We start from the raw sequence: 25,334 nt of genomic DNA on the forward strand, positions 1-25,334 counted from the left end.
AAGATGAATTTAACCCCAAAAGAGATAGTGAAATTTTTAGACGATTACGTCATCGGACAAAAAGATGCCAAAAAGATCATCGCCATCGCGCTACGAAACCGCTACCGCAGGATGAAACTGGATAAAACGATGCAAGACGATATCATGCCAAAAAACATCCTAATGATAGGCTCGACTGGCGTGGGCAAAACCGAGATCGCAAGGCGCTTGTCAAAGATGATGGGCTTGCCGTTTATCAAAGTAGAAGCTAGCAAATACACCGAAGTAGGCTTTGTCGGACGCGACGTTGAAAGCATGGTGCGCGACCTGGCGGCTGCATCGGTAAATTTGGTCAAAGTCGAACAGCGCGAGAAAAACCGCGATAAAATCGACAAATACGTTAAAGATAAGATAATAAAAAAACTCCTGCCACCTCTACCGACGGGTGCGAGCGAAGAGAAAAAAGCCGACTACGAAAAAAGCTACGAAAAGATGATGAGTAGGCTAGAAAACGGCGATCTAGACGACCTTAGCATCGAGATAGAAGTCGTGCAAAACAGCTTTGATGCGGGAGCGAACGTGCCGCCCGATATGGCGCAAATGCAAGAGAGCTTCGTCAAAATCATCGGCCTAAGCAACAAAACCGTCAAAAAAGAGATGAAGGTAAAAGACGCAAAAGAGGCGCTAAAAAACGAAGCTAGCGATAAAATTTTAGATATGGAGAGCATCAAAACAGAAGCCGTGCGAAGAGCCGAGAACGAAGGCATAATCTTTATCGACGAGATCGATAAAGTCGCGGTGAGCTCCGGAAACTCCGGCAGACAAGATCCGAGCAAAGAAGGCGTACAGCGCGACTTGCTGCCTATCGTGGAGGGCTCGACGGTGACGACCAAATTTGGTGCCATAAAGACCGATCACATTCTTTTTATCGCCGCGGGCGCCTTTCACATCAGCAAGCCAAGCGACCTAATCCCGGAGCTTCAGGGGCGTTTTCCGCTGCGAGTAGAGCTTGATAGCCTAGATGAAAATGCGTTGTATCAAATTTTAACCCAGCCTAAAAATTCGCTACTCAAGCAATATGAAGCGCTTTTAAAAACCGAAAACGTGGAGCTTAAATTTAACGATGAAGCTATCAGAGCTATCGCCAAAATAGCCCAAAACGCTAACGAAAAAATGGAAGATATCGGCGCTAGACGCCTACACACCGTGATCGAGCGCGTGATCGAGGATATCAGCTTTGAGGCTAACGAGCACGGCGGCGAGACGGTAGAGATAGACAAAGCCCTCGTAGAAAAGCGTCTCTCGGACGTCGTCAAGGATCAAGATTTGGCGAGATATATCTTATGAAATCAGGCTTTGTTAGCATCATCGGTCGCACGAATGCGGGCAAAAGCTCGCTTTTAAATTGTTTGCTTGGTGCGAAGATCACTATCGTCTCGCACAAGCAAAACGCCACGAGGCGTAAGATCAGCGGTATCGTGATGAACGGCGAGGATCAGATCGTTTTTACCGATACGCCGGGACTTCACGAGAGCAACAAGACGCTAAACAAACTAATGATAAGCGAAGCGATAAAATCGATGGGCGACTGCGACGCGATCGTATTTTTGGCGCCCATTCACGATGATGTGGATGACTACATCAAATTTTTAAATTTAAATCCTCAAAAACCCCATATCCTGGTGCTTACCAAGGTTGATGAGGTCTCAAACGCCAAAGTGCTTGAAAAAATCGCTCGGTATCAAAAATTCCAAGACAAATTTGCCGCGCTTTTACCTTTTAGCGCAAAAAAACAGACCTATAAAAAGCCGCTTTTGGACGAAATTTGCAAGCTTTTGCCCGAGCACGAGCATTTTTACGATCCCGAGTTTTTAACGCCGACAAACGAAAAAGAAATTTTTCGCGAATTTATCCTCGAAGCGCTTTATGATAACTTAAGCGACGAGATCCCCTACTCCACCGACGTACTCATAGATAAAGTCAAAGAAAAACCGGAAATCACTGAAATTTATGCCACGATAATCACCGAACGCGAGATACATAAATCGATAATTATTGGAAAAAACGGGCAAACCGTCAAAAGAATCGGGATAAATTCAAGAAAATTAATATCAAATTTTACTGAGCGTAAAATCCTCGTAAAGCTCGTAGTAGTCGTAAAAAAAGACTGGTGCAAAGACGAAAAAACTATAAAAAGCCTGAATAACTTACTAAATAATTATTAAGTTTGCTTGATTTTTATGTTATAATACCACCGTTGATTACAGGCTTGTATTATTTTTGAGCAATTATATATTGACATTTGTTTGAAGGAAAATTAAAACTATGGCAAAAAACAAAGGCGATGTAGGAAATATAATAACATACGATCCATATCTACAAACCTCGTATGCTTTTTCCAATAATAAAATTTATCCGGTGGAATTAAGCAAAGCTAATAAAAACAGCTTTTTTATATCATACATTAAATACAAAGATATCACGATAGGAAGCGTGGAAATTCCGATATCGACGGAAGAAGACGATACGTCGAATTTAATAACCATAAAAGCTTATGAGCAGTTTGGCTTAGATCCTTCGGTTGAATACAAAATCGTTTACAACGAAGTTCCGGGTATCTCGTCGGAAACTAAAATTTTCAATGTATTTATTTCGGATGTTCTATCTATCGACAAGTTGTTTGCTTTGGCAATAAAAAAAGTCCCGTTTATAGATTGCGTAGTCGCTGCGCCGCTGGCTTTTGACGCGCTATATAAAAAAAATATACTTGCGGCTCAAGACACGGATGCCTTTATGGTAATGCAAGAAGACGATGCCTTTATAGCTGTCTATCAAAATGGGGAATATATGCAGTCAAGGCCGCTTAGATATTCCATAAAAAATATTAACGAGAAATTTGCCTCTTTAAGCGGAGACAAGCTAAACGATAGTGCTTTTTTAAATATTATCAAAGACGGAACGGATACGCCGGACGATAAAAATAAAAATATAATAACAGAAATTTTTGACGAAATAGCTTATTATATAGGCGATATCGTAAATAGTCTAAGTAGATTTAGCGGATCGAATATTTCAAATATATATATATAATGTCCGATGCTATTATGGGCGATTTTGCAAAATTTATGCAAGAAAAACTAAATATATCCACCAAAAATCTTGAACTAAATATCGCTATAAATTCAAAAGAAGTAGAAGTAAATAACATCCATAGCATTATGGTAATAAATGCACAATATTACAAAGAAACTCAGGAAAATGATTTTAACTTCTCAAATTTCTTGCGTCCGCTTCCGTTACTTCAGCGCAATAGCGGCAAACTTATGATGTATGCACTAACCGGATTGTTAATCGGTTCATTGCATCCGCTATATCTTTACGTATCCGGAATCATAACGGATATAGATACCGCAGACAAAAAGAGCGAATATGAAATCAATGATGCGGACAGAACTAGAATAAAAGCGGCTTTGGCGGCTATTGAGCAGCAAATTTTAGATACCTCAAAGCTAATCGAGGTAGAAAAAGAGAGGATAGAATTTAGAAAAAATACTATCGACGAAATCTATGACAAGAAAGTCAACTATCCTATGAAAGGCGTCGTACTATTTGAGCTTAGCAACTTAATAAACAACAAAGACATACAGACTGCAAAAATCAATAACTCGGATAGAAATATGATAGTTACCCTAGTTAGCAAAGATGAAAAGAAGCTAACGGAGCTTATACAAAACGTAAGCAACTCGGAAAGATATTCCATATTGACAAAAGAAATTTTGCTCGATAAGAACTATGGAGCGCCATCGTATGAAACAAACGTTACTATAAAGATTAAATAATGAGAAAAGATAATACATTTACAAAGATCGATAACTATTTCGACGGAAAAAAGCCAAGCGAAGTTACAATGATGCTACTCGTAGCACTTGTATTGTCGGGCGTAATCATATATTATGCCATTATACAATACGCCCAAGACTATTTTGACAGTTCAATGGCGAGCAATGCTCAAATAACCAAAGACCTCGACGAAGTAAATAGCTTTTTGGATGGAGTAAGTCAAAATAACGATAGAAATAACGATAGAAATTTTAAAATAAATCAAGAACAAAACAGGCTAAAGCAGCAACAAGAAAAACTCGCAGATGCTAAAAATACGAATCAATATTTTGATGATAAACTAAGAGAGCTATCGTATCTAATTTTCAACGAACAAAGTTGGGCTGATTTTTTAGATAGCCTAGCGTTTCTGGCAAATAAAAATAACGTAAAAATAACAAAGATCGTAAATACCTTTAAAGAACCAAATGCGAAAAAGATAGAGCAAATACTTGATATTAACGTATCGGTTGACGGTAATTATAAGGATATCATAGCCTATATAAACGCTATCGAAGAATCAAAACTGGTAGTGGATATCAACGGCATAGATATAAATTCTACCGACGGTAAGCTCAAAGGAAACATGGGAATTTATATATGGGGGATGAAATATCAATGAAAACTCGCGCATTATTTTTTCTATTGATGCTCTGCTCGGTATCTCTAGCAGACAACTCTCAAACTCAGATAGAGCACTATGATGAGATTTTTAGTGCAATCAATGAGCAGCGCAAAGGTCTAGACGAATCGGAACTTAAAAATATATCCGATCCTTTTATAAGGACAAAAGCCGCAAACCATGACAACAATAGCTCTTTTAGCAATACGTTTGCTTTGCAAGCTATTTTTAATAACAAAGCCAAGATCAATGGCAAATGGTATCAGGCAAAGGATAATGTGGGCGAATATGAACTGGCAAATATTAGTTCTAAGAGCGTTACTTTGATAAGCAAAGATGAAAAAATTGACTTAAATTTGACAAAAGGGGCAAATAAAAATGTCGTTATTAAAATTAAATAAAATTTTTACAATATCTATCATAACTGCATTCTCATTAACGGCGGCAAACGCTAACACTTGCGAAAAAAGAGTTTTTAACCTCAAAATCAATGAGCAAGTTTCCGTTCAAGAGATTTTAACGCAACTATCCGATATGTGTCATTTTAGCGTTGTTACAAAAGATCAATTTGCAAAAGACGCCATAAGCGAACCGCTTTTTGGAATCAACATAAAAGATAAAACATTAAATGAAATTTTTAGTCTTTTACTGTCTGAAAAAGATATGAGCTATACTTTTTCTCAAGATATATTAAAAATTTCATCTCTTCAAACCAAAACTTTTAAAATTGATTACATAACATCGGTTAGAGAAGGAACCGCCATTACAAAGGCTTCGGTTGATTCTGCTCCTATTGAAGTTGGAAGCGAAACGGAAGACGATGGTGAAGCAGATGTCACCAAAGGCGGCGGCAAACTTGACAACATAATAAGGACTATTGAAAAATTTGATTTCTGGGAAAAATTAGATACCGAGATCAAAGCTATTCTAAACAATACGACAGAAAGTATAGTTGCGCCAGATCCTATTATTAACGCAAATGCCGGTTTAGTTACCGTGACGGGAACCGCAGCGCAACTAAGAAGAGTATCAGATTACATTAAAGATATTCAAGAAAGACTTAAAAAACAAGTCATCATAGATGTCTCCATAGTATCGGTTGAGCTGGCAAATAGCTACACAAAAGGTATTGATTGGAGTAAATTTAGTATAGGCTTTAAAACGGGTCTTGCCAATGGTATACCGCTTTTCTCGGAACAAAATAGCAATGGCGGAAGCCTCACTTGGTCAAATAGAGGAAACAGTTTCAGCAGAGGCTTTAATAGAGAGCTAAGTCTATTGTCCGGTTTTAATTTTAATCTTGATGGTGTATTAAATTTTCTTGAGACAAACGGAAAAACGAAAGTAATATCAAGCCCTAAGATTACGACATTAAACAACCAGCAGGCTTTAATTTCGGTAGGCGATAACGTGAATTACCGTGTCCAAGAAGAAAGCCAAAACAACAATTCTTTAAATGGCAAAACCACTATAACATATAAACAATATTCGGTTTTTATAGGAATATTACTAAATATTTTGCCCGAAGTTTCGGATGATAATAAAATCATGCTGCGCATTAACCCGTCTCTTAGTAGCTTTAAATACAACGAAGATGACGTAAGACAAAGCACGAAAATAAGAGAAATCGCACCCGATACTATACAAAAGAAACTATCTACGGTTGTTCAAGTAAATAGCGGAGACACAATAGTTTTAGGCGGACTTATAGCTCAATCGAAAGGTAAAGAAAATACAAAAGTGCCGTTTTTGGGAGATATTCCGGTGTTTGGAAATGCATTCAAAAGCACAAAAGATAACATTAGAACAACAGAGCTTGTATTTATAATAACTCCAAGAATAGTTGACGTATCAAATGCCACTCCGGTTAATCAATCTCTTAAAGATTTAGGTTTTTCAAGGTCAATATATGGGCAATAAATACACTACTCTTAAAAATATATTTATTGACGTTGCTGGCGAAAATAACTATATAAATTTAGATAAGTCTATTATTGCATATAAAAAAATTTTGGATTTACTTCAAAAGCCGGCGAAACTGATTTTGTTTTGCGGCAAACCCGGTTGCGGGAAAACGTTTTTACTAAAAAAAATCGTCAGCGATCTTAAAGACCGCGACGATATTATTTTTTTCCCGTATCCGTTTTTTAATGAGACAGAATTTGTAAAATCGTTATACGAAGGAATTTTTAAGAAAGAATCTCAAGAAAAAATTGAAAGTTACGAGCAATTTATAAAAGCATACGAAGCTAAGATCGACAACAATCAAGATAAAAAACCAATTATTGTTATTCTTGACGAGTCACAGCTTTATCCTGAAATTTTATTAGAAAAAATTCGTATAATGTCGGATAGCGGGTTATTTAAATTTTTATTTGCCACACATGAGACCATTGATAAAGATGTATTATCAAGAGATTATTTTAAATCAAGAGTGTGGGAAAGTATAGAAATGGGCTCTATCGATACCGAGGAGATGAAAGTTTATCTAGAAAATAAACTTCAAAACAGTCAATTTTTTTATATATTTTTAAAATTTACGGAAGAGCAGTTTAAACTTTTAAATGAGTTAAGTCAAGGAAATTTAAGAATGTTAAATAAGCTAATGTTTAATATTTTTGAACTTTACGAATATTTTGACGCAAATCAACCAACTATCATAGGGGGTGACAAAATGGTAACAAAAATTTTAGAGATGGCAGCCATCAAATCGGAGCTTATAGATGCTTGAGACATATGAGGTATTGGAGTTAGAAAGGCGATGGAGAGCCTACGACAAAAAGAGAAGAGAGTTTAAGTTTTCAGATAAAAAGAACTACATATACGCTATTTCTGCTGTTTTAGCTATATCGGTTTCCGTATCGTCGCTTACTTTTTATTTATTAAAAGACTCGTTACTAAATAACAATATTAGTAGCACAACGATAAGTAACGATATAAAAGAAAGCAATAAAAACGATATAAAACATTCCGAAAATATTGAGCCGGAACAAAAAATCGATCCAAGCAATAATACTTTGCTAAATTCCGATAATTTTGGCGGAACAGAAAACATTTCGAATACTCAAAACAACAGTATAGCCAATGAAGATACGCTAGATAATGCAAATACCGAAATTCAACAGCACGGCTGGGTAAATTTAACCGATATGCCGCAAGATTCGCAGTCGGTTAATATGCATAAAAATATAGGCGGCAAGCAAGTTGCAGTAAAAATTCCGACGGAAGAAATAATAAATTTTGATTCCGAAAAGCCTATGGTTGCAAAAAATATGGGTGGTTTGCAAAATCTAAATAAATTTCAAATTCAATCCTCTGATTCAGAAATTTCGGTAGATGAATTAACGGCTAAATTCGATAAGTCGAATAGCTCGGATATTGCTGTGCTGATTGCAAGAAGATACTATGACATCAAAGACTATAAAAATAGTGAAAAATGGGCATTGATAGCCAACGAACTTGATAGCAATAACGAAGAAAGTTGGATAATTTTTGCAAAGTCAAAATACAATCTAAAGCAAAAAGATGATGCCATAAGCGTTCTTAAGATATACAACGATAAGGCGAATTCGTCAAGCGTCGAAGATCTTATGAGACAAATAGAAGACGATACGGTTCTGTAAGGCCATACGTCTTAAAATAGCCATTAAAAATTGTGAGAATATAATTAATATTCTCACTTTATATTTTATTATCTTAAAAAGCATAAAAGGATATCCTTGTGGAAAAAATTTATGAAATATTTTTAACAGATATTTTAAAAAACAATCTTATAACACAAGTACAATACATAAATATAGAAACAGCCTTAAAAGAAAAAAAAGATTTTGAATTGGTCCTTCATAAAGAAGCGCCAAATTTACAAAACGACACTATATATGATGTACTTGGCGAGCTATACAAAAAACAACGCATTACTCTCAATGAAATAATAGAAAATTTCGCCTTAAATTTAAAGGATTTTTTAAAATCCGTAGCGACTAAATTTAGATTTGAATATATCGATTTGGACAATATCGATATAGATTATAAACTTTGCGAAAAGGTTCCGCTAAATCAGCTAAAAACATACGAGGCGCTACCGATAAAAGAAGATGAGATCGCCGTATATGTTGCTTTTAAAAATCCTTTTGATATATCCGGACAAGATAGACTCCAGGCGATATTTAATAGAAAACTACTAAAAACAGCTATAGCCGATCCTTCAAAAATAGATAAATATTTGAGCAAAGTCGAGTTAAACGATAGCGTCAAAGGCATAGTTGCCGAAATCCGAAAAGAGCTATCGTCAACAACGGTAGTAGGCGCAAATGCCAACGAAAATAGCTCAGGCATATTAAAATTAATCGAAGTAATTTTAAGAACCTCGATAGTAAGCCGTGCAAGCGATATACATATCGAAGCCACAACAACAAACTGTGTCGTAAGAGGCAGGATTGACGGTATGTTGGCTGAGCTATTTATTTTTGATAAGGACCTTTTTCCTCCTTTGGTTTCACGTATGAAACTGCTTTCAAATATGGATATAGCAGAGCGTAGAAAGCCTCAGGACGGACGCTTTTCCGCTCAAGTGTCAGGAAAAGAGTATGATTTCCGTATCTCCACTTTGCCGATACTTCATGGAGAAAGTATAGTTTTACGTATTTTGGATAAATCAAAAGTGCTAATCAGTCTTGAAAATTTAGGCATGCACCCAAATACTTTTGATAAATTTAATAAAGCGATGAAGGCCCCTTACGGTATTATTTTGGTTACGGGACCAACCGGTTCCGGTAAAACAACCACTCTTTACGCCGCATTAAACGATATAAAAAGCGTTGAGACAAAAATCATAACCGTTGAAGACCCGGTAGAGTATCAACTAAATATGATACAACAGGTTCACGTAAATGAAAAAGTCGGGCTTACTTTTGCCTCAGCCCTTCGCTCAATTTTGAGGCAAGATCCCGACATTATAATGATAGGCGAGATCAGAGATCAAGAAACGCTTCGTATAGCTATTCAAGCTGCACTTACAGGTCACTTGGTATTTTCAACACTCCACACAAACGACGCGATAAGCGCCGTAACCAGAATAGCCGATATGGGAATAGAACCTTATCTAATCAGCGGCGCATTAGTAGCTATAGAAGCTCAAAGACTCGTGCGCAAATTGTGCCCAAATTGTAAGCAAAAAACCGTTTTACCATCAAATTTACAAGAACAGTTTCAAGACTTTTTACCGCAAGATTATCAGTTTTATAAACACGTCGGTTGCGATCAGTGCTCTCAAACCGGCTATGTAGGACGAGAGATGATAAGCGAGGTTTTGCCGATAAGCGACAGAATTTCAGCGATGATAGCAAACGGTACTACAAAAGAAGATATAAAAAAAGTGGCGTATGAAGAGCATTTTATAGATATGTTTAAAGATGGTATTATAAGAGCAGCAAGAGGAGTTACGACAATAGATGAGATATTTAGGGTGGCTAAAGTATGAAATTTTTTGAAGTTGAATATATGGCCAATGGTCGTCGCCAAAAGATGACTTTAAAGGCGAATAATAGAAGCGAAGCACAAGCCATAGCAAAAACAAAAAACGCTGGCGTAGTGGTAAAAGTTGGAGAAACCAAAAACGTCCCGCTAGAAGAACAATTTGCCGATCTAATGAACAAAGTATCTACTTTTTTCGGTGGCTCAAAAATCAAAATAAATAACTTAATAGCCGCCTTTAGACAACTAAGCGTTATGACTAATGCGGGAATTTCCATACACGATAGCATCAAAGAAGTATCAAAATCAACCGAAGACAAGAGGCTTAAGGCCATATTTGCAACCTTAAATGACGACCTCAACCAAGGTCAAAGCCTTACCGATGCTATAACAAAATTTAAGGGCGAGCTCGGAGATGTCGTCATAGCTATGGTTAAGCTTGGCGAAAGCACAGGTAATATGTCCGAGTCACTACATAAATTATCCGAAATTTTGCATGAAGTTTGGGAAAATCAAAGAAAATTTAAAAAAGCTATGAGATATCCGATCATAGTAATGTCGGCTATGGCTATAGCTTTTGTTATATTAATGATTTTCGTCGTTCCTCAGTTTAGGGAAATATTTGAACAGCTTGGAGCAAATTTACCGGTTCCTACCGTCATACTTCTTTCCATAGAAAGCGCATTGAGCAATTACGGTTTATATATATTGGCCGGTTTCATAGCTGCCATATATGCCATAAAATATATGTATAAGCAAAATGATGACTTTAAATACAAATTTGATAAATTTATGTTAAAAGTCTATTTGATCAATAAAATCATATTCTACTCGACTATGAACAGGTTTAATCTTATTTTTACCGAGCTTGTAAGAGCCGGTATTCCTATCGCTGACGCCCTTGAGACAGCGACATTAACGGTAGAAAACCAAGATATACACGATAAACTCGCTACGATTAGACTGGCGGTTTCAAGAGGCGTATCCTTGACGGAGGCCTTTAGAGATACCCAGCTTTATGAAAGCATGCTGATACAGATGTTAAGCGCGGGTGAAAAAGGCGGTGCGATAGATGCTATGCTTGAAAAGATAACAGATTATTATAAAGCTAAATTTAGCGACTTAGTCGATAACATTTCAAGCTATGTGGAGCCGATTATGCTTTTATTTATGGCAGGTATGGTTATACTTTTGGCGCTTGGTATTTTTATGCCTATGTGGGATCTTGGAAATGCCGTTCAAGGGCGACAATAATAGTTGAAGTAGGAAGATAAATGCAAAATAATTCGCAAGAACGTCAGGTTAGTAGCGACGCGTTTTTGGTGTCAAAAACCGATACTAAAGGTAAAATAACCTACTGCAATGTTCCTTTTATGCAAATAGTAGGGGCAAGAAGCGATGAGCTTATAGGCAAACCTCACAATATCGTAAGGCATCCCGATATGCCGCGCATAGTCTTTAAAATTTTATGGGAATATATAAAAAACAAAAAGGAAGTATTTGCTTATGTAAAAAACAAAAGCTTTGACGGTTCGTTTTATTGGGTTTTTGCAAATGTCACAGCTTCGCTTGATCAAAACGGCAATATCATAGGCTACTATTCGGTTAGACGTAAACCAAATCCAAAGGCTCTAGAAATCATTATCCCGCTCTACAAGCAACTTCTTGAAGCTGAAAAGGGCGGTGGTATAGATGCTTCATCGGAGCTTCTTGATAATATTTTACGAGAAAAAAATAAAAGTTATGATGAGCTAATGAATGATTTACAAAGACTATAAATCGAGGAAAATATGTTTTTTAAAAAAGAAAAAGTAAATTACGATGAAATTTTAGATGTGGTCGAGCAGGCCAGAAACGGCTTTTTAGAGCCTAGAATCTTGCAGATCGACCCAAATTCGCAGATCGGCAAAATCGCGCTTGGTATCAATGATTTGCTAGATCAAATCGAAGCCCTGCAAAGAGAGATGGGTACCTGCGTAAAATCGGCCGAAAACGGAATAACCTATAGAAATATCTTTATCGAAGGTTTTCGCGGTCTTTTTAGAAGCAACGCTATATCTATGAGCGAGGGCGTCGAGGGTATAAAAGCCGGGCAAAAGGGCAAAACCAGAGGTATATTGTCTGAGAAATTCGGCGAGCTCGGCAACGGAAACGACGGTATTTTAGAGGTGCAAAATGACCTTAACCAAAGCATTAAAAATCTAACCGAAATTTCAACTATGGCGCAGGATACTTCCGTGAAAGCAAACGAAAGCATGTCCGCAGTTAACGAGCTTAGCACCAATATGAGCAACCTTGAGCATCTTATCACGGAGTCTACCGAAGCTATTAAAAATTTAACCCACAGGACCGAAGAGATTTCATCTGTCGTAAATTTGATCAAAGATATCGCCGAGCAGACGAATTTGCTAGCTCTTAACGCCGCAATAGAAGCTGCGCGAGCAGGCGAACACGGGCGAGGCTTTGCCGTGGTTGCAGACGAAGTTCGAAAGCTAGCCGAAAATACGCAAAAAGCTACGAGCGAAATCGGCATAAACATCCAAACCTTACAGCAGCAAACAAACGATCTAAACGAAAATTCCAACAAAATCACGCAAATCGCACAGGTTGCAAACGTGAGCGTGTCTAAATTTAAAGACGCCGTAAACGTATTTAGCCAAGGCGCAATGCAAAGCGCAAAAATCTCAAAATATGTCGAAAATAAAGCCATCGGCATCATCGGCAAGATCAATCGCGTGACATATTTACAAACCGCATACGGAAACGTCATCAACGAAAGAGGCGACGACGAAAACATGCAAAAACAAGCACAAAATTTGAATGCATGGTACGAGAATGCAGCCGTATATTTTGCAAACTCGAAAAGCTTTGAAAAAGCAAGCGTTCCGGCAAAACAAATAAGCGACCTCGTAAAAGCCAACTTAGAGGAGTCAAAATGCGGTTACCATATGAACGATATCCAGAAATTCGTCGATAGATTTACCAAAGTAAAGCAAGCAAGCAAAGAAATATTTAAAATAATAGACACGACCATAGAAGAAAGCGTAAAGTAACGCTCTATAAAATTTTATAAAATACAACACTTAAATTTAAGTCAAAAATATTTATAGCTCTTGACCTAAATTTGCTCACTACTTCTTTATTAAAAATATTCGTAAATTTAAATAAAACACACTAAGAAGTCCAAGAAATTCTAATCTCCGGAAAAGTATTTTTCGCCCATCCGCTTTTTTCTTCGGCAAAAATAACGCCTATCTAAGCAAGCTTGCCTGATTTATAGAAAAATACAAAAGCCGTTAGGATATACTTTTGCATATTTATTTATGTAATGTTTAAAACTAAAATTACCAAGATCTCGTATATTTTTGCAGCAAATAAATCGCCATTTTTACAAACCTAAAATCCGTTTATATTATTTTTAAGGCTCTCTTTAACTTAAACTCACACAAAGAAGCAGTAAGTTACAATGAGAACTATGTTCTTGTAAGTAACGAGCATAGCAAATTTAAAAAACAAGCATATAGTCCGTTTTTAGATTTTAGAGCCTAAATTTAGAGAGATTTTAAAGTATTTCGCAGAGGATATAGAAGCATCAAAGATATCAAATTTAACTAAAATTTCAGAAGTAACCTATATAAAGTTTTTGGAGAAATAAGAATTCTTATGTCTAAAGAGTGCGAGGTCTTGAAAAGTAACGAGCGTAGCGAAGTTAAAAATAAGTAAATTTAGCAGTGAGATTTCCAGCTCGCACACTCGCCTAGAAAACTTCGCTTTATAAACCTGCTTGCAGCACCGTTTTCGCTTGTTTTGAAATCGATGAAAGCTACTTCGGAGCTAAGAGAGTAAGAGGAAAAAGAGATAGAGGTGCAGCAAATAAAACTTCGGTATTCGGTATGCTTAAAAGAGACGGCAGAGTTTATACTCAAATAGTTAAAAACTGCTCTGCTAGCGAGTTGATACCGATACTATCGGAGTTTAGCGAATTATATGAAAGCGTGATTTACTCTGATTGCTGGAAAGCTTATGACGGATTAGTAGATTACGCAGCTTTAGCTCATTATAGAGTAAAGCACTCAAAAAATAAATTTTAGTTTGCTACTCTACAAAACACAAACGGTAAAACCATATAAACGGTATAGAAAACTTTTTCTCAAAGAGAGTGCTATCAGTAGCAAGCAAAATGCAGCTACGAGTGTAGCGAAGTAGAGTTTAGATATAATACTAAAACTTACACAGGAAGACTTATATCAGAAACTATTAAAATTGATAAGAGGTCTTATAAGTAGCAAGACGGAGTCGCAGCTAAAAATCCGATTAAGTTTAATTGAGCCTTTTTAAAATACAAATAGCCGATTTTGCAAATTTCCAATAACCAAAATTCACAAAATACAATGCCCGATAAATTTAAGCTTTTTATAATTGTTCAAAAATAAGATATAAAACAGCGGTAGCAAGGCGAAAAAAGCAAGAATTTTGCGATCTCTAGGCGCGGTGTTTAAAATTTAAATATCACATAATAGCCATACCAAAACAGCGATACCGCTAAAAAATAATCAAATATTTATGATTTGTTTTAAGTTTGTAAATAATCATCACGATTATCGATAAGTGCGGCATAAGCCGTATTTTATTAAAATTTAGCTTTATGACAATCAAGCTCTCTTCAAAATTTTACAAAAAGTAGAGCCTGCTAACTTGCTCGTTTTAAATTTGAATCAAGTATATTCAACTTATCTTAAATTTTTACCAAATTCTAGTCAAATAAATTTCAGCCAGCCAAAAGCTCGAAATTACAAAAGCGGATATGCTCCGACCTTGTTGGTTTAGTTTAAATTCCAAAATAATTTCAGATAAATTAGGCTGTTACCGATATAAATTTACTCCGAGCGCCGAGCTGATCTTTTATCAAATTCTCATCAAATTTAACCCAAACAGCCCCGATCGGACAATCTAAGCAAATATTTAGTATAGCCACTTATCCCAAACTTAATCAGATCAAAAATCATCAAGCAAGAACCGTTTTTTCGGATTTCAAAAATTCGCTAAATTTTTGCTAAATTTCAATCCCGCCAAATTTACCATCGGGAGCCACTTTCTATGCTGCGCAAAAGATACAAACCTAAAACACAACCCAGCACAGGCTCTAACCTTTATCGCGACCGGATATTTCATACGAAATTTAAGCATAAATCGACGCAAACGAGCGGTTTACCGGCTCCAAGCATACAGCTTACTTTATCTTGACGCCGACTTGCGGCAAGCCTTTGCTTGATGCGAAAACAAACCGCCGACGTCCGTGCAGTAGCTTATTTTACCTTGATCTTCAAGCTTTTTGCAAAACTATGCCTATTAAAAACCGCCCGCATATCTCAAATTCAACCAAATCTCAAAGCGAGTTTAGCTAAATTTAAAAGCAAATTTAGCCCAACAGCCTTTTTGCACACTCGCTTATGCTCTTGCCGTCGCTTCTGGCGCCGATTTTTTCTTTTGCCGCTTTCATCACCGCACCGATATTTGCACCCTCGCCAAGGCTGGCGATGACCTCTTTTATCTCGGCTTCTAGTTCGTCCGCGCTTAGTTGTTTGGGCAAATAGCCGTTTATGATGTCGATCTCTTTTTGCTCGTTTTGCGCCAGATCGTCCCTGCCGCCCTTTTTATACTGTTCGATCGAGTCCATACGGCGTTTGATCTGGGTTTGCAGGATCGGTAGCACCTTTTCGTCGGTCATCTCGGCGCGCTCATCGACTTCGACTTGCTTGATGACGGAGTTTATGAGCCTTAGCGTGTCGCGGCGAAAGTTATCTTTTTCTTTCATCGCCGTCTTGATGTCGTCTAAAATTTTCTCTCTGATGGTCATTTTTTCTCCTTAAATTTAAGTGGGCAAATTATAACGAAGCTAAAATTTAAAGCCGATAAAACCGCCTAAATTTGGCTTGCTTAAGAAAAATATAGCTATAATTAACCATTCATTTTAAAAGGACTTGCTTGAGAAACGACAATCTTTTTGCCTTTGCGATCTTCGCTATTACCGCGTTTGGATTTTTCGTTTGGGGCTATCAGTATATCCCGACTCATCACTTTTTGCTTTTTAGTATCGCTAGTATTTTCGGCATCTTTATGGCGTTTAATATCGGAGGTAACGACGTCGCAAACTCCTTTGGCACGAGCGTGGGGGCAAAGACCGTCACGATAAAGCAAGCCCTAGTCATCGCTGCGGTTTTCGAGCTTAGCGGCGCGATATTTGCGGGCGGAGAGGTAACCAAAACCATCCGCGAGGGCATCGTGAGCTTCCCGCAGGAGGGAACCGAGCCGATGCTTTTCGTGCTGATTATGATGTCGGCGCTTTTGAGCTCGGGTATCTGGCTTTTTATCGCGTCTAAAAAAGGCCTGCCTATCTCCACTACTCACTCGATCGTCGGCGGTATCGTTGGCGCCGGACTCGCGATGGGATTTACGACGATGAGCAGCAGCGAGGCCCTAGCTATGGTCTCTTGGAGTGAGATAGGCAGGATCGCCGTAAGCTGGGTCATCTCGCCGTTGCTAGGAGGCATCCTTTCTTACTTCATTTACGGCTACATAAAGTCTAAAATTTTGATCCCGACTCGCAAATTTACCTTAGAGCTAAAGATGCTAAAACGCGAGCGCAAAGCCTATAAAGAGCGCTATTTGCAAGAGCTCAAAACAAAGCCCGAAAGCGAACAAATAAGAATACTAAGCAAGATCGCGGTTCTTGACGAGGATGATGTCGAAAACGGCGAACGCAGCGAATACAAACTCGCCATCAAAGCTATGAAAGAGCGCGAAAAAGAGATCGACACGTCAAAAGCCATGCGTAAGCACATCCCGATGGTAGCCGGCATCGGCGCGATCATCATCTCCTCGATGATGCTGTTTAAGGGGCTGGCTCACCTGGATCTTGACATCGGCTTCATCGGCACGGTCTGGATCATCTGCGTCATCGGCATCGTCACCTACCTAGCCACGCTTGCGATGATAAACGTGATGAAAAAAGACAATGCCGAAAAGAGCACGAACCGCATTTTCTCGTGGTTTCAGATATTTACGGCCTCATCCTTTGCTTTCTCGCACGGCGCCAACGACATCGCAAACGCCGTGGGTCCTTTTGCCGCCATCTTGGACGTATTACGAACAGGCTCGATAAACGCCACCGCCCCGGTGCCCGGCGTCGCGATGGTGACATTTGGCATTTCGTTAGTCGTGGGGCTTTGGTTTCTTGGCAAAGAGGTCATCGCCACTATCGGCAGCAAGCTGGCTGAGATTTTGCCCACCACGGGCTTTAGTGCCGAGCTAGCCGCCAGCACCGTCATCTTGCTGGCAACCAAGCTCGGCATCCCCGTCTCCTCGACGCACATCCTCATCGGCGCGGTGCTTGGCATCGGTATCCTAAACCGCGACGCCAACTGGAAAATGGTCAAACCTATCGTGCTTGCGTGGGTTATCACTCTGCCGATAGCCGCCGGTTCTGCGGCGCTTATTTATATGCTGCTTAAAACGGTGCTCGGTTTATAAATTTGCTTCGCGCAACCAACAGCTTTGTAAATTTGGCCCGACTAATCACTAAAATTTGATGACGCTAAGTCGCTAAAAATCAAAATTAACTTTAAAAATTTAAACTAAATTTTGCGATACTATAATCCATCGCCGTAAGCAAAAATTTAAGCCCGGCACTTGCGCTAGGTACGGCTACGGTTTCAGGGATACTTGGCTTCTCTGCATACAAATTTGATCGCAAATCTAAAACCGCAAAACCAACGTCGCGCCAACAAAAATTTTCTGCCGCCCTACCAGCCCGCAAATAAACTCTTCCGAATTTAGCCGACTTTTTTCGCGATACATCGCAAGCAAACGCCAGCAAGAAATTATAAATTATCCGCACGCAAAACCGTTTTTATATATCCAAAATCAAACAGCAGTGAGCCAAATTTTGCCCGTTATCTGCTAAATTTAGAAGTATCCTTTGATTTTGCAAGCTCAAAAACGAAATTTAGCGCCGTAAAGGTGCAGGTATTTGGCGGCAAGCAAGTAAATTTTAACCGATACTGGCGGCCGCGAATTTGACCCGAAACATATCTCAAACTCCAACGGAGTAAATTTTAACCGATAATGCCCGAAAATCAAGTATGCGAAGAATACGGTTTCAAACTCCAACGGAGTAAATTTTAACTAAGGACGGACTTTGTTTGTCCGCGAAATCAAAAGTTTCAAACTCCAGCGGAGTAAATTTAACTCAAATCACAATCGCGTTTGGCAAAATCGGTGTCTCGTAGCTTAAATTTACGCCGCAAAATAGCCGGACGGCTATAAATTTTACTAAGTTTCGCGGCGGATTTAAACGAATTTTAAGCAATTTAACAAAGACGAAGTCGCTGCGCAAGATAGTAAAATTTATTCGTCGCCCACGAGCGAGAGGTTTCTGCAGCCGATCTCATCGCCCATCTCGCAGCCCATTTTGTAAAATTTCTTCGCGGTTTTGGAGTCGGCAGTTTTGACGCCGAGCGAAAATTGATACATTCCGCCAAGGTTTGAGCAGCTTTGCGCGTGATTTAGCTGCAGGCATGACTTCTCATAAAGCCTGCGCGCTGCGGCGAAATCGTGCTCCGTGCCGCGTCCGAGGCGGTAGAAATTAGCCGCATTATAGCAGCCGTATTTGTTATCAAGCTTGCAGGATTTCAAAAATATCGCCAAAATCTCGCTCTCGTCCTTACTTTTTAGCTTTTGGTGCAGCGAACCTAAATTTGAGCAGGCGATGCCTTCGTTCTCGTCGCAGGCCTTTTGGTAGCAGAGCTTTGCGCGCTCGTGATCTTTGTCGTTTTCAAATTTCACGCCCATATTATTGCATTCTTTTGGAGTTTTGCCGTCGCAGATGTGCTTTATCTCGGCACTCGTGACGGGCTTTGGCGGAGCGGGAGTCGCCTTTTTTTGCATAACGCAACCGCTCGCAAAAGCCGCAGCCAGCGCAAAAACGACAATGTGCGAGATAGCTTGAAAAAGAGCGCGTTTCAAAATCCAGCCTTAAAAAAATTTGACTTAATCTTATCTTATATTCACCAAAATAGTGCTTAAAATAAAATCAAAAAGCGCTCGTCGGCGGTCAAACGGTGCCGATTTTGCAACGAATTTGCCGCCTATAAAAAAGAGTGAATTTTGCGTGCCAAAGCAAATTTGCGCGGATTAAAGCAGCTAAATTTATCTTAAATCGCCGTTTTTAAAGAAAATTTCAGAATGTAATTTTAAATTTTAAGCTCAAATTTACGTCAAATTTTGCATTTAAATTTGACGCTAGGCCGCAAGACACCAAGTCAAATTCGGCAAAAATAATATAGGTTTAAATTTCCGGCTTTAAAAGGGCTTCAAATTTGATGCTTGCCGTCGCTCGTTAAATTTGCTAGTAAATTTAACGGATACAAAAACGTTAAATTTTAAACTCTGCCGTCGCGTCCGAAAAAAAATTTTACTCGCTAAAAACCAAGACAGTAGTAAAATTTTAGCGCCGTAACAACGAAGTATAAATTTAAAAACCGGGCGTAAATCTGGTCGGCGACGCTTAACGCTTCTAGCCAAAATCGCAGCCAAACTCGGTATCCGCCCTCAACGGCGCACTTTTGCCCATTTACCGCAAATTTTACGAAATATCGCGTAAATTTACTCAAAAAATATAGCAAAGCGCGGTAAATTTAAATTGCGCGAATTTTATTAATGTAAGCTTACGGGCTCGGACAAATCTTTTGCCGGAAATAGCAAATTTACGCCCGCATCAAAATGCCAAGAAAGCCGAATTTGCACTAAAACTCGGCAAATTTTATGCCTGTTAGAATGATAAAACGCACTCGAGTTAATTAAAACACCGCAAATTTATCTGTAAATTTTACGCCTCAAACGCCAGACTGCAAAACAAATGCCGTAAAAACGCAAAAATGGGTAAATTTAAGGAGAAAAAAGAATAAAATTTGCGTCTAAATTTAGCAAATTTACCCTCATCCCGAGCGTTAAGTCGGCAAATTTGACTGAAATTTACGCTCGAATCGCACTCCAAAAAACCGATTTTTTACTCGAGCGAGCGATCTTTCGTGCTCAAATTTATCAAATTTTATCCGCAAATCTCGCCACAAATTTAACCTATAATGCAGCCTGCTGCGCGACCGACTGTAAAATTTACCTGAAATTTGCCGATCGGTTATGCGCCAATAATCAAGGAAAATGTTCGCGGATAGTCGTAGAGCATTTATCGGGCGATGATTTCAAAATATTTTTTGTTAAACGCGTTACCCATAGTTAGCCGGACATAGAAATTTTTGCCAATCTTGCGGCCAAATATTGAATTCACCGGCGTATAAGCCTTTTTGGCGATCTCATTTTGCCGCCGCCGACGTAAATTCGGTTTTGTACCGCGGTCTCACACCCGCTCTAAGTCGGCAACTGCGTATTTTACAAATAGATTTGCCATAATACATAAGCTTTGAGCGTCAAATTTCTTGCCGACGGTCGGATTTCCAGCGCCCACCGGCAGACCGTTTGCATCTCTTAATATTAAAATTTAGCAGATTTAAAAATTTCTTAAATATAAATGAGTATTTAAAATTTGCCGCTGAATTTCAGGCAAATTTGTTGATTTCAAATTTCGTTAAAAGTATTTTTGCCTGTCGCTTTTTAAAAAACTAAATTTATAAAATCGCAGTTTTTAGCTTCAGCATTCGGTCTTAAAGGCGTTACAGCGTTTGCGCCCAAATCTACGTTTTTACAAACGGACGTATCACCGATTTGCTCAAGTTTGATATACTTCCTCGCTATAATTGTCGTATTTGATGGTGACTACCGGAAACGGCTCAGAAATGGGCTTTGATGGGTATATATTACTGGTGTCGAAATATATTTTATCGATTTATATGCGATCTACGTAGCCACTTGAGATCAGGGAATTACATCTCACGCATAAAATTTATAGCATTGATTGTGCCTGTACTCAGGTACAATATACAAATGCAGAAAAAAGTTATATAATCCTGAAAAATTTAAAGCAAAGGATCGTCATGCAAGCTCAAGCAGGTATCGTAAAAAGTGTCGTTGGCGGCGCTATGGTCATAGATCAAAGCGGCGCTCAAAGGTCGCTAAAAGCGGGAGATATGGTCTATTTGGGAGAAAAAATAGTTACTCAAGATGCCTCGTCAAAGGTCGTCATAACCCAAAACGACGGCAGAGACGTAACTATGATAGGCAAAGATGCCTTGGTGCTAGATCAAAGTATCGCGGCGCAAGAGAGCTTTGGAAACGAAACCGTAACGGCCGACATTAGCGCCTTACAGCAAGCACTCCTTGAGGGAACACAGCTTCAAAGCCTGGAAGAAACTGCAGCGGGCGGAAATACCGATGGCGGAGCGGCTAGCTCGGACGGCGTAAGTCTAAGCCAAGTCGTATTTACTCATGGCGGCCATATATCAAACGTAACCGCCTCATACGGCGACCTAGCATCAAATCAGGTTTCTGTAAGCAGCGAAGTATTCGCTAGCGCCGCAGCAAGCGGCGTTGCTGAGAATGCTAATTCTCAGCAACCGACTCCAACGCCGACTCCAACGCCGACTCCAACGCCGACTCCAACGCCGACTCCAACGCCGACTCCAACGCCGACTCCAACGCCGACTCCAACGCCGACTCCAACGCCGACTCCAACGCCGACTCCAACGCCGACTCCAACGCCGACTCCAACGCCGACTCCAACGCCGACTCCAACGCCGACTCCAACGCCGACTCCAACGCCGACTCCAACGCCGACTCCAACGCCAAAAACACTAAGTGTAACCGCAGAGGCCGAAGCCAGAGAAGGCGGACTAAACGGGACGAGCAACGACACGTATTTGGTCTATAATCTATCCCTAAGCGGAGCCGTAGCAGCTAAACCCGTTACGTTAAATTTAAATGTAAGCGGCGGCACTACCGGAGTTGATTATTCTCCGCTTACAGAATACTCGACCGACGGCGGAGCTACGTGGACTGCGGGCAATCAAGTAACCCTCGCAAACGCCAACGACATAAATAATCTTAAAATAAGGATAAGGGTCCTAGATGACTACGGTCAAGACGCGGGCAATCAAAACGAAGGCGTTATGAGCTCAAATTTGGGTGCGGGTATAGATCCGGGCATAACAAATTTCGGAATTTACAAAGAAGCAATAACGCTAAACGTAACTACGAACAATAGCGAGATAAGTGCCGGTAGCGGAGTAGGCAACATCATAGACAACGACGACAATGTGGTCATAGACGGCAACATCGACGGCAAAACGATGGACACCAAAGACGGAGACGATACGATCTCCATCAAAGAAAACTCTACGCTAAAAGATACGAATATATATGCCGACAACGACGCTAGCGATGCAGGCGTAGGAAAAGACGTCGTAAATATAAACAAAGCTAATATGAACAATACGGTTGTAAACACCAGAAGCGGAGACGATATAATCAGGATTAACGACGTAACGGGAGAAAGGGCCAGATTTTTTGCTGGCGATTATTCGGTCTATAGAGGAAGTGATAACGACTTGGTAGAAGTAACGCGCAGCACCTTAAATAACAGCGTAATCAATACCGGATACAGAGGCGATGATAAAATAGATGTAAAATCCGGCACGATAACAAATACTTATATCTCAACGAGCGATACGGGCTTAAGCGACGTGACAGTGGATGCAAATTCCACCTTAAAAAACGTGCAAATAGAAAATCAAGGCGGCGGAACGGTTGATTTATCGGGAGATTTAAAAAACGTTCGAGTTAGCGTTACAAATAACGATCTGGACAATGGCGGAACAAATCATGAATACAAATCCGTCGTGAACGTACATAGCAATATGACAGGCGATTCGATAGACGCCGATTACTCAAGCATAATGACCGGTAACGGAACAGATCATATAAATATAGACAAAGGCGTAACTATGGATAAGGTTCGGCTTCAAATGAATGCCGGAGACGACGCTCTTGATCTAAAAGATGGAGTTACTTTCAAAGGTGGTAATATCCACTTGGGAAGAGAAAATGATCCGCATATGCCGATGTCGAATTTTACTGACAACGACACGCTCAACGTAAAAGCTGGCGCTACTTTGGAAAATTCAAAAATTTCAACCCAAGATGGAACCGATACTATCAATATAGAAAAAGGCTCAACTGTAAGAGGTAATACCTTTGAAACCGGCAAAGGAGGCGACGTCATAAATTTAAACGAAAATATATCCGACTCCGTCATGAAGCTCGAAGAAGGAAACGATGCGGTAAATATAGCAAATTCTACCGCCGAAAATCTATCCGTAGATATGGGGGAAGGTAACGACAAAGTAGACGTCAAAGACTCCTCGATGACCAATAGCGAGATACGCTTGGGCGACGGAGAAAATACGTTAGACATCGCAAGGACGGATTCTAACAGCAAAGTCGAGCTCAAAGATACGCAAATTTACGGCGGAAAAAATAAAGACGTCGTAAATATATCCAACGATACGTTAGAATTCGCAGCGACGCCTAAAGTAAATTTAAAAGGTGATACATCTATAAATTTAGGCGACGGAGATAACGAAGTAAAAGTAGATGGAAGCGTGCGACTGGGCGAAATAGAAAACAGTACGCCTACGAAAAATATCATAACGACCGGAAGTGGCAAGGATAGTATCACTCTACAAAACGGAGCTACCGTCGAAGAAAGAGTGATAGAAACCGGAGAAGGTAGAGATGAAGTCAATATACACAACGGAGCGTCTTTAAATTTTGCAAAAATAGAAACCGGCGGAGGCGACGACGTAGTAAGGTTTGAGCACAAGACTACGAATCCGCTTCAAGGATACTCCTACTCTGCGGCGACGGAGACCGAGATAAATATGGGTGACGGCAACGACACTGTAAATCTCCAAGGTATGGGTAATAGCGGCAACTACGCAGGCAGAGTATCGGACTTCCAGGGCGCAAATATAGATATGGGCGATAACGGTATCAAACACGTACAGATAGACGCCGGTAAAGTCGAAACAACCAATATAAAAAGCGGTAGCGGAGACGATAGGGTAGAGATACAAGGCGATTCTTTAATGGAGGGTAGAAATAGCGTAAGCACTGGTGAAGGCGATGATGTCGTAACTATAAAAGACTCCGCCGTCAAAGGGCAAAATTCGACCTCAAAGACAACAATAGATACCGATGAAGGAAACGACAAGATAACGGCTGAAAATTCTACATTAGACAAAGTGGATATCAATGCGGGCAACGGAGCAAACGAGGTAACTTTAGGAGAAAACTCGACCTTTAAGGACGTCAGAGTTACGACAGGAAAAGACGTCGATACGATAAATATCGAGTCCGATATGACCGGTTCTGCAAACAACAGAAGCGACTCTATCGTCTCAACCAATGCCGGCAACGATAATATCAATATAAAATCAGGCGTAACGCTCACCAATACGACCGTAAATACGGGAGCCGGCGAGGAAAATGTCGAGCTTGACGGCGTCAAATTTGTAAACTCGGAGCTATTTACCGAAGGCGATAACGACACGGTAACGATCTCAAACAGTAAGTTTGAAAATGCTACGACGTTGGGATACAGCTCAGGCGTAGGCACCGGCGACGGCGAAGACACGGTAACGGTAAATAGCGGAGCGGAGTTTAAACAAGGTACATATCTTTACACGGGCGCGGATGCCGACACTATAAACGTAAATAGCGGAGCCACCTTTAATAAGGCTGATATAAACGCCGCCGAAGGAGATGATAAGATATCTATCAACGATGGAGCGCAGATCCAAAGCGGCTCGCGCATAATAGGCGGCGAGGGCAACGATACCATAGATATAAATAGCGGAGCCAAGGTTTCAAACTCTATGGTCCATGCAGGCACAGGCGACGATACCATCACCGTAAAATCCGGAGCGAATTTTAATAATTATTCCGAGATAAGAGGCGACGAGGGTAATGATACCATCGTGGTCGAAAAGGGTGCAGATATAACAAACTCCGTCATAAAAGGCGGCGAGGGCAAGGATACGCTAAACATCTCCGAAAACATAGACTTTAGCAAGGTCAAGGAGATCGAAAAGCTAAAACTAGGCGGCGCCGAAAACGACGTAGAAACCACTTTAAGCGCCAAAGACGTGCTTGATATGACCGATGGCAACAACAAGCTAAAAATAGACGGCGAAAGCGGAGATAAACTAAACCTTAAAGACTTTACTAAAGGAACCGTGGGCGCCGACTACACCGAATATACAGGCACTACGCAAAGCGTAACCGTAGAGGTCAAAAACGACATAAACGTCGATATCGTCCCTTGATGCGTTAAATTTAAGCTCGGTCGCTCGGCTGAGCTTAAATTAGGTAG

17 protein-coding genes and 1 pseudogene are annotated in these 25,334 nt (G+C 39.9%); 16 read left to right on the forward strand and 2 right to left on the reverse strand.

The window, feature by feature from the left end; genetic code table 11:
- The first annotated feature begins 3 nt into the window (after positions 1-3).
- From hslU to CRECT_RS07355, 14 genes and pseudogenes are all read left to right on the forward strand, one after another.
- Entirely contained in the window at positions 4-1,326 is a 1,323-nt protein-coding gene (gene hslU, locus CRECT_RS07295) for an ATP-dependent protease ATPase subunit HslU (protein WP_002945203.1), read from the forward strand.
- Positions 1,323-2,204, forward strand: a complete 882-nt coding sequence (gene era, locus CRECT_RS07300; protein WP_002945222.1) for a GTPase Era — start codon at positions 1,323-1,325, stop codon at positions 2,202-2,204. Before hslU ends, era begins: the two co-directional genes overlap by 4 nt.
- A 100-nt stretch (positions 2,205-2,304) precedes the next feature.
- Positions 2,305-3,069, forward strand: coding sequence for a hypothetical protein (locus CRECT_RS12635; protein ID WP_227932237.1), 765 nt, complete (start codon positions 2,305-2,307; stop codon positions 3,067-3,069).
- Positions 3,070-3,104: 35 nt separating this feature from the next.
- Positions 3,105-3,818, forward strand: a complete 714-nt coding sequence (locus tag CRECT_RS12640; RefSeq protein WP_227932238.1) for a hypothetical protein — start codon at positions 3,105-3,107, stop codon at positions 3,816-3,818.
- Positions 3,818-4,480, forward strand: a complete 663-nt coding sequence (pilO, locus tag CRECT_RS07310; RefSeq protein ID WP_002945200.1) for a type 4a pilus biogenesis protein PilO — start codon at positions 3,818-3,820, stop codon at positions 4,478-4,480. The genes CRECT_RS12640 and pilO overlap by 1 nt, the downstream gene beginning before the upstream one ends.
- Positions 4,459-4,881, forward strand: a complete 423-nt coding sequence (locus CRECT_RS07315) for a hypothetical protein (protein WP_100067277.1) — start codon at positions 4,459-4,461, stop codon at positions 4,879-4,881. Before pilO ends, CRECT_RS07315 begins: the two co-directional genes overlap by 22 nt.
- Complete coding sequence (mshL, locus tag CRECT_RS07320) at positions 4,859-6,400, forward strand: pilus (MSHA type) biogenesis protein MshL (RefSeq protein ID WP_171992702.1); 1,542 nt, start codon at positions 4,859-4,861, stop codon at positions 6,398-6,400. Before CRECT_RS07315 ends, mshL begins: the two co-directional genes overlap by 23 nt.
- A complete protein-coding gene (locus CRECT_RS07325) occupies positions 6,390-7,211 on the forward strand; it encodes an ATP-binding protein (RefSeq protein WP_002945219.1) in 822 nt (273 codons plus the stop codon). The genes mshL and CRECT_RS07325 overlap by 11 nt, the downstream gene beginning before the upstream one ends.
- Positions 7,204-8,103 (forward strand): hypothetical protein, encoded by a 900-nt coding sequence (locus CRECT_RS07330; RefSeq protein ID WP_002945206.1) that lies wholly within the window; start codon positions 7,204-7,206, stop codon positions 8,101-8,103. Before CRECT_RS07325 ends, CRECT_RS07330 begins: the two co-directional genes overlap by 8 nt.
- 98 nt (positions 8,104-8,201) lie before the next feature.
- Complete coding sequence (locus tag CRECT_RS07335) at positions 8,202-9,959, forward strand: GspE/PulE family protein (protein ID WP_002945226.1); 1,758 nt, start codon at positions 8,202-8,204, stop codon at positions 9,957-9,959.
- Positions 9,956-11,206 carry a type II secretion system F family protein gene (locus tag CRECT_RS07340; RefSeq protein ID WP_002945232.1) on the forward strand — a complete coding sequence of 417 codons (1,251 nt, stop codon included), beginning with the start codon at positions 9,956-9,958 and terminating at the stop codon, positions 11,204-11,206. The genes CRECT_RS07335 and CRECT_RS07340 overlap by 4 nt, the downstream gene beginning before the upstream one ends.
- Positions 11,207-11,226: 20 nt before the next feature.
- The gene (locus tag CRECT_RS07345; RefSeq protein ID WP_002945218.1) at positions 11,227-11,730 is read left to right on the forward strand and encodes a PAS domain-containing protein; all 504 of its coding nucleotides are present in this window, start codon (positions 11,227-11,229) and stop codon (positions 11,728-11,730) included.
- Positions 11,731-11,742: 12 nt separating this feature from the next.
- A complete protein-coding gene (locus CRECT_RS13055; protein WP_002945234.1) occupies positions 11,743-13,005 on the forward strand; it encodes a methyl-accepting chemotaxis protein in 1,263 nt (420 codons plus the stop codon).
- 482 nt (positions 13,006-13,487) lie between these two features.
- Positions 13,488-14,290 (forward strand): annotated as a pseudogene (locus CRECT_RS07355) (IS1595 family transposase).
- 1,081 nt (positions 14,291-15,371) lie between these two features.
- On the opposite strand, the gene CRECT_RS07360 reads toward CRECT_RS07355, so the two are convergent.
- Positions 15,372-15,809 (reverse strand): GatB/YqeY domain-containing protein, encoded by a 438-nt coding sequence (locus CRECT_RS07360; protein ID WP_002945259.1) that lies wholly within the window; start codon positions 15,807-15,809, stop codon positions 15,372-15,374.
- 128 nt (positions 15,810-15,937) lie between these two features.
- Here CRECT_RS07360 and CRECT_RS07365 point away from each other — a divergent pair, with 128 nt between their 5' ends.
- Positions 15,938-17,482, forward strand: a complete 1,545-nt coding sequence (locus tag CRECT_RS07365; RefSeq protein WP_002945237.1) for an inorganic phosphate transporter — start codon at positions 15,938-15,940, stop codon at positions 17,480-17,482.
- An 876-nt stretch (positions 17,483-18,358) separates the two neighbouring features.
- Here CRECT_RS07365 and CRECT_RS07370 read toward each other — a convergent pair.
- On the reverse strand, positions 18,359-18,976 hold the full coding sequence (locus CRECT_RS07370; protein ID WP_002945245.1) for a tetratricopeptide repeat protein: 618 nt from the start codon (positions 18,974-18,976) through the stop codon (positions 18,359-18,361).
- Between the two features lie 2,024 nt (positions 18,977-21,000).
- Here CRECT_RS07370 and CRECT_RS07375 point away from each other — a divergent pair.
- The gene (locus CRECT_RS07375; protein WP_171992703.1) at positions 21,001-25,287 is read left to right on the forward strand and encodes a beta strand repeat-containing protein; all 4,287 of its coding nucleotides are present in this window, start codon (positions 21,001-21,003) and stop codon (positions 25,285-25,287) included.
- Positions 25,288-25,334: the final 47 nt, after the last annotated feature.

This window comes from Campylobacter rectus (assembly GCF_004803795.1).
GTDB lineage: Bacteria > Campylobacterota > Campylobacteria > Campylobacterales > Campylobacteraceae > Campylobacter_A > Campylobacter_A rectus.

Bases quoted from the DNA above. Each gene is read 5' to 3' on its own strand.
- hslU (WP_002945203.1), top strand. From the start codon at position 4: ATGAATTTAACCCCAAAAGAGATAGTGAAATTTTTAGACGATTACGTC.
- era (WP_002945222.1), top strand. From the start codon at position 1,323: ATGAAATCAGGCTTTGTTAGCATCATCGGTCGCACGAATGCGGGCAAA.
- CRECT_RS12635 (WP_227932237.1), top strand. From the start codon at position 2,305: ATGGCAAAAAACAAAGGCGATGTAGGAAATATAATAACATACGATCCA.
- CRECT_RS12640 (WP_227932238.1), top strand. From the start codon at position 3,105: ATGCAAGAAAAACTAAATATATCCACCAAAAATCTTGAACTAAATATC.
- pilO (WP_002945200.1), top strand. From the start codon at position 3,818: ATGAGAAAAGATAATACATTTACAAAGATCGATAACTATTTCGACGGA.
- CRECT_RS07315 (WP_100067277.1), top strand. From the start codon at position 4,459: ATGGGGGATGAAATATCAATGAAAACTCGCGCATTATTTTTTCTATTG.
- mshL (WP_171992702.1), top strand. From the start codon at position 4,859: ATGTCGTTATTAAAATTAAATAAAATTTTTACAATATCTATCATAACT.
- CRECT_RS07325 (WP_002945219.1), top strand. From the start codon at position 6,390: ATGGGCAATAAATACACTACTCTTAAAAATATATTTATTGACGTTGCT.
- CRECT_RS07330 (WP_002945206.1), top strand. From the start codon at position 7,204: ATGCTTGAGACATATGAGGTATTGGAGTTAGAAAGGCGATGGAGAGCC.
- CRECT_RS07340 (WP_002945232.1), top strand. From the start codon at position 9,956: ATGAAATTTTTTGAAGTTGAATATATGGCCAATGGTCGTCGCCAAAAG.
- CRECT_RS07345 (WP_002945218.1), top strand. From the start codon at position 11,227: ATGCAAAATAATTCGCAAGAACGTCAGGTTAGTAGCGACGCGTTTTTG.
- CRECT_RS13055 (WP_002945234.1), top strand. From the start codon at position 11,743: ATGTTTTTTAAAAAAGAAAAAGTAAATTACGATGAAATTTTAGATGTG.
- CRECT_RS07360 (WP_002945259.1), bottom strand. From the start codon at position 15,809: ATGACCATCAGAGAGAAAATTTTAGACGACATCAAGACGGCGATGAAA.
- CRECT_RS07375 (WP_171992703.1), top strand. From the start codon at position 21,001: ATGCAAGCTCAAGCAGGTATCGTAAAAAGTGTCGTTGGCGGCGCTATG.